Origin of the sequence: Cellulomonas bogoriensis 69B4 = DSM 16987 (assembly GCF_000767165.1) — a bacterium.
GTDB lineage: Bacteria > Actinomycetota > Actinomycetes > Actinomycetales > Cellulomonadaceae > Actinotalea > Actinotalea bogoriensis.
This window is the reverse complement of record NZ_AXCZ01000178.1, coordinates 1-5,427: the sequence shown is the minus strand read 5'-3', so window position 1 is coordinate 5,427 and position 5,427 is coordinate 1. Positions and strand designations below refer to the sequence as shown.

Genomic DNA, 5,427 nt, shown 5'->3' with positions numbered 1-5,427 from the left:
CCGTGCGTGACGCCGCCGTGCGCCTGACCCCTGCCGCGCTGGTCCGTCGCGGTTCGGACCGGACCGCCGGGTGGACACCGCCCGCGCTGCAGCACGACCCACCACCCGCCGGCGCGGCATCCGAGCCGAGGCCGACCGCCGACCGAGAGGCCCGACCATGACCGCAGCCACACCCGTCGACAGGACGACGGCACCTCGTCGACCCCCACGGCGCGTGCCCGTCGCAGTCGCCGGTTGGGCCCTCGTGGTCGCCGGGACCGGGCACCTCGCCCTCACGCTCACGAGCCTGCTGGGCCCGGTGCCCGACGGTGAGCGCGCCGCCCGTTCGGTGATGGGGGCCACCGTCGTCACCCTCGGAGGTGTCGACCGCGACCTGTGGCAGCTGTTCGTGGGGTTCAGCGTCACGATGGGCGTGCTGCTGGTCGGGGTGGGTGGACTGGTCGTCCTGGCGCTGCGGCACGCACCCGACCTGGTCGACAGCACGCGCGCAGTCCTGGCGCTCCTGCTGGGGGTGCTGCTGGCCGGGACGACCACGGCCGCCCTGCTCCTGCCGTCCCCGCCGATCGTCCTGCTCGGCGCCGCGTCGCTCGCCGTCGCCCTCGCGCTCCGGCACCCCTCACGCGCCGCCACCGGCTCCAGCGGCCCGGGCTCGACGCCCAGAGCCGCTGCGCCCTAGCGGCCCGGCAGCGGGAGCACAGTCAGGGAGAACATGGCGACCAGGGCCATGACGAGCGGGACGGCGACCATCACCGGCCAGGCGAGAGCGGGGTTGACCGGGGGTGCGGTGACGGCCCCGCCCATGCGCTTGACGACGAGCTCGATGACGAACAGCGCGGTGGTGGCAGCGGCCGAGACCATGCAGAACGGGCAGATCTCGCCGATGACGCCGAGCTGCAGGTAGACGAAGTAGGCCGAGAACGCCACACCACTGGCCGTCACCGGCAGCAGGACCTTCTCCAGCAGGGGGTTCTTGGTGTAGAGCCACATGGCCGCTGCGGCCATCATCCCGATGTAGTAGACGGCGCCGATGGTGGCCAGCGGCACCGGTCCGACGTAGGCCCACGGGCTGGTCATCACGGCCATCGGCCCCCGGGTCGGCACGCCCTCCGGGATGGGGAGCACCCAGAAGTGGATGGCCGACAGCAGCGCGCTGGCCGTCCACCCGAGGACCGCAACGGCGAAGAACGCCCAGATCAGCCTGTTCGCGAGCGGGCGGGGCTCCAGCACAGGGGCGGCCGGGGTGGTGAGGCGGGACAGCGTGGCGGTCGGCATGGTCATCGTCTCCTCAGAACGGGAATGGCTCACCAGGACCATACCCCCCGGGGTATGGTCCCGCGCAACCCGCTCCCCACCTCGCTCCCTCCCCAGCCCCTCCCCCTCGCTGCAGCCCGAAGCCCCCCGCCTGCTCGCCTCGGCCCGTCGCCGCTCGTGGAGTGGGACCGATCTGTTGCGGAAAGCGCAACAGATCGGTCCCACTCCACGCCCCGTGACGGGTAGGTACCGATCGAGGCGCGTGACAGGTGGGCCGCGGCACGGCGGACCAGCCCTCGTGCGGGCCGACGGGACGTCGGGTGTCGGACGCCGTCGCTAGCCTCGGGTCGTGGACCTGGAGGAGCTGGTGCTGGCGGACGCGGGGGCGGCTGCGGTCCGCCCCCTGGCGTAGGGGCGGCCGGGTTGTGACTCCTTTCAGCAGGCTCCCCGTGCGCCGGGTCGAGCGGGACCCCGGTGTGGGGCCCGCAGGCTCCGGCCCCACGGACGGGTGGCCGTGGGACATCGCGGCCGTCGCGCACCTGCTCGAGCACGGCCTGGACCTGGGCCCGTTGACCGTCCTGGTGGGGCACAACGGTTCTGGGAAGTCGACCCTGGTCGAGGGGATCGCACTCACCTACGGCCTGAGCCCCGAGGGCGGGGGGAAGGGCGCCCGGCACACGACCCGCGCCAGCGAGTCGCCGTTGCACGACGTCCTGCGGGTGGTCCCGGGGGCCGGAGCGCCACGGTGGGGGTACTTCGTCCGGGCCGAGACGATGCACGGGCTGTTCACCTATCTCGAGGAGAACCCTCGCGGCGCGGGTCTTCCCGAGGAGCCCGTCTTCCACGACCGGTCCCACGGGGAGGCGTTCCTCGCCCTCACCTACGAGCGGCGGTTCGCCAAGCCCGGGTTCTACGTGTTCGACGAGCCCGAGGCGGGGTTGTCCTTCACGTCGCAGATGATGTTCGTCGAGCAGGTCGAGGGCATGGTCGAGAACGGGTCCCAGGTGCTGATCGCGACCCACTCCCCCGTCATCGCCGCCGCCCGGGGCGCCACGCTGCTGGAGGTCGACGACGAGGGCCTGACACCCACCCGGTGGGAGGACCTCACCCTCGTGGACCAGCACCGGCGGTTCCTGGAGGACCCCGAGGCCTACCGCCGACGCATCTGGGAGTAGGGCGGCCTCACGGCACTGGCACACTGCGGGTGATGGACCCGACGACGCATCGCGGAACCGGTGACCTGGCCGAGGCCTACCGCCGGTTCGCGCGGCTCGAGGCCCGCGGTACGTCACCGGTGTACGAGCGCTGGTCCGAGCACATCAGCACCGACCCCGACGTCCTGGGCCTCCTGACCGCACTGCCGGCAGGGAAGCGACAACCGAACCTCGTCCTGGCGGCAGCCCGGTGGCACGGGGCGTCGGCCACCGTCGAGTCGTTGCGCTCCACCCTGCTCGACAGGTGGCCCGCGGTCCGGGAAACCATCCTGGAGCGCTCGACCCAGACGAACGAGGCGGCCCGCTGCGCCACCCTGCTGCCGTTCCTGGCGGCCCTGCCGCAGCCCCTGGCCCTGATCGAGGTGGGCGCCGCGGGCGGTCTGTGCCTGCTGCCCGACAGGTACTCCTACCGGTACGACGACGGCACCCACCTGGACCCCGACGACGGCCCGTCCCCCGTGGTCCTGCCCTGCACGCTCGGGCCCGGGGCCAGGCCGCCTTCACGGATGCCGGTCATCGCATGGCGGGCGGGCATCGACCTGTCGCCGGTCGACGTGCGGGACGGGGGTTCGTGCCGTTGGCTCGAGACCCTCGTCTGGCCCGAGCACACCGACCGCCGGGCCCGACTGGCACTGGCTCTCGACCTGGCCCGCCGCGACCCACCGGCGATCACCGAGGGTGACCTGCTGGATGCCCTGCCGGGGGTGGTCGCCGGTGCGCCTGACGGCGTCACGGTCGTCGTCATCCACAGTGCGGTGCTCGCCTACCTCGACGGGGACGCACGTGAGCGGTTCGCCGCGCAGGTCACCGACCTGGCAGACCACTGGGTCAGCAACGAGGGCCCACGGGTCCTGCCGAGCACCGCACCTTTGGCCGAGCGAGCGGGCCGCGACTTCGTGGTGACCGTCGACGGCACCCCGCGCGCGTTCGCCGAACCTCACGGTCGGCACCTACGAGGGCTGGGCGACTGAGCGCCGCGCGCACCCACGGACCCGCCGGTACCGTCACCCGGATGACGCGAACGCTCCCCACCCTGGCCACCTGCGCGCTCGCCCTGGGCCTCGTCGCCTGCACGCCCGACGGGGCCGACGAGCCGTTGACCGTCCCCCGCGGGGACGCGGACACCGCTGTGCTCCAGCTGACCGGTGGCGCCGGGTCGATCCTGGTGAGTGCCGGCGCTGACACCGACCACCTCCTGGAGGCCGAGGCCGTTGGCGCCGCGCCGCCCGAGCACACCGAGAGCGACGGGACGCACGTCCTGACCCTCGACGGCGACACCACCACCGTCCGCCTGTCCGACGACGTCCGGTGGGAGCTGGACGTCCGGGCCGGCGCCGACGACGTCGATGTCGATCTTCCCGGGACGCACCTGAGCCGGTTGGTCCTCAGCGGCGGCGCAGGGTCGATCTCGCTGACCCTGGGCGAACCCGACACGGTCGTCCTCGTCGAGGAGACCGCGGGCGCCGACCGCTTGGCCGTGCGGCGGCCCGCCACGGTCGACGTCCGCGTGAACGTGACGTCCGGCGTCGGGCAGGCGACGGTCGACGGGGTCCTCACCGAGGGGGTCGGCGCAGGCACGGACCTGACCACCGACGGTTTCGACGAGAGCAGCCCCTTCTACGACGTGACCGTCGCCGGCGGGCTCGGACGCCTCGACATCGACACGACCTGAGCAGTCGTCAACCCCTGCTGCGACCACGGGGGCGCCGCGCGCTACCGTCGTGCCGTCCGCCATGGGGACACACCAGGGGCGTGCAGGGGGTAGGCGCTGCGACGGCCGCAGCGCACGGAGAGCGGGGGACGACGACGTGCGTGTGCGCACCACGCGACTCGGGCGCCGGGCCCAGGCCGGCCCGCCGACGACACCGCCCGGCGACGCGACCTCTCCCCTGGTCCACGCGCGGGAGCTGAGCGTCGGGTACGGGGCCGGCCCGGTGTGCGCACCGGTCGACCTCGACCTCACCCCCGGGGAGGTGCTGGCCCTCGTCGGGCCCAACGGGGCGGGCAAGTCCACCGTGCTGCGCGCCGTCCTCGGGTTGCTCGAACCGCTCGGCGGGACGCTCGAGGTGCTCGGCGCCACGCCCGACGAACGTGCCGCGAGCTTCCGCGCCCGGGTGGCCGGGGTGATGGACGACGACTCCTGGTTCCCGGCCCTCACCACCCGTGAGCACCTGCTCGTCACCGCCGCCGGTCACGGCGTGACGTCCCCGGGCGCGGTCGTCGACGACGTCCTGGGCACCGTCGGGCTCGTGGACCGGGCGGACGTGCTGCCCTCAGCGCTCTCCTCCGGTCAGCGTCGACGTCTGCTGCTGGCCGCCGCGTTCGTCCGCCCCTGCGACCTCCTCGTCCTGGACGAACCGGAGCAACGCCTCGACACCGAGATGCGCGGCACCCTCGCCGACCTCGTCCTGGCTCGCGCGACCCAGGGCGCGGGCGTGCTGGTCGCCACGCACGACGGCACGCTGCTCCAGGCGCTCAGCGGGGACGCCGTGGTCATCGGGGAGCGCACCTGCGAGCGCATGGGCGCCGCTGCGGCCCTGGCCCGGATGGAGGGGGGCGTGTGATCGCAGGCCCGCCCGTCGGTCCCCCACCGACAGGTCGGCGGGTGCGGTGGATGACGCGCCGGGTGCAGGACGCCCGTGAGGGCCGAGGCTGGTCGACCGTCGTGGGTGAGGTGTGGGGCGGGCTCGTGACCCTCGCCGTCGTCGCCTCGCTCACGGGGTGGGTGGCCATGGGCATGGACCGACGCGCGACCCTGGGCGTCGCCCGGGAGGACGTCGGGGACCTGCCCGGCCTCTTGGTCCTGCTCGTGATCGGTGGTGGGTTGCTGGGCCTCGCGGGCCGGTTGGGTCCGGTGGGCGTCGGTGAGGGTGGCTCGGGGTGGTGGTTGCCGCTGCCGGTCGACCGCCGCGGGCTCCTGCGGCCCGCCGTCCTGGCCTGGCCACCGGCCGCCACCGTCGCC

The 5,427-nt window shown here is 73.9% G+C and carries 6 protein-coding genes and 1 pseudogene; 6 read left to right on the top strand and 1 reads right to left on the bottom strand.

Annotated features, from left to right (window positions below; all coding sequences use genetic code 11):
• Positions 1–214: 214 nt before the first annotated feature.
• Positions 215–676: an LIC_13387 family protein gene (locus N869_RS12595; RefSeq protein WP_035062216.1), complete on the top strand. Its 462-nt coding sequence runs from the start codon at positions 215–217 to the stop codon at positions 674–676.
• Here N869_RS12595 and N869_RS12590 read toward each other — a convergent pair.
• Positions 673–1,278 (bottom strand): vitamin K epoxide reductase family protein, encoded by a 606-nt coding sequence (locus tag N869_RS12590; protein WP_052105518.1) that lies wholly within the window; start codon positions 1,276–1,278, stop codon positions 673–675. The two genes, N869_RS12595 and N869_RS12590, sit on opposite strands and share 4 nt — an antisense overlap.
• Before the next feature lie 422 nt (positions 1,279–1,700).
• Between N869_RS12590 and N869_RS12585 the strand changes: the two genes are divergently transcribed.
• The 5 genes and pseudogenes from N869_RS12585 to N869_RS12565 all read left to right on the top strand — a co-directional run.
• Entirely contained in the window at positions 1,701–2,426 is a 726-nt protein-coding gene (locus N869_RS12585; protein WP_052105517.1) for an AAA family ATPase, read from the top strand.
• 32 nt (positions 2,427–2,458) lie between these two features.
• Positions 2,459–3,436 (top strand): DUF2332 domain-containing protein, encoded by a 978-nt coding sequence (locus N869_RS12580; protein ID WP_035062214.1) that lies wholly within the window; start codon positions 2,459–2,461, stop codon positions 3,434–3,436.
• Positions 3,437–3,477: 41 nt separating this feature from the next.
• Entirely contained in the window at positions 3,478–4,137 is a 660-nt protein-coding gene (locus tag N869_RS12575) for a hypothetical protein (RefSeq protein ID WP_035062213.1), read from the top strand.
• Between the two features lie 142 nt (positions 4,138–4,279).
• Positions 4,280–5,029, top strand: a complete 750-nt coding sequence (locus N869_RS12570; RefSeq protein ID WP_232229723.1) for an ABC transporter ATP-binding protein — start codon at positions 4,280–4,282, stop codon at positions 5,027–5,029.
• Positions 5,030–5,070: 41 nt separating this feature from the next.
• A pseudogene (locus N869_RS12565) lies at positions 5,071–5,427 on the top strand (DUF6297 family protein); the annotation flags it as partial.

Excerpts from the sequence above, each read along its gene's own strand:
- N869_RS12590 (WP_052105518.1), bottom strand. The coding sequence starts at position 1,278 with ATGACCATGCCGACCGCCACGCTGTCCCGCCTCACCACCCCGGCCGCC.
- N869_RS12580 (WP_035062214.1), top strand. The coding sequence starts at position 2,459 with ATGGACCCGACGACGCATCGCGGAACCGGTGACCTGGCCGAGGCCTAC.
- N869_RS12575 (WP_035062213.1), top strand. The coding sequence starts at position 3,478 with ATGACGCGAACGCTCCCCACCCTGGCCACCTGCGCGCTCGCCCTGGGC.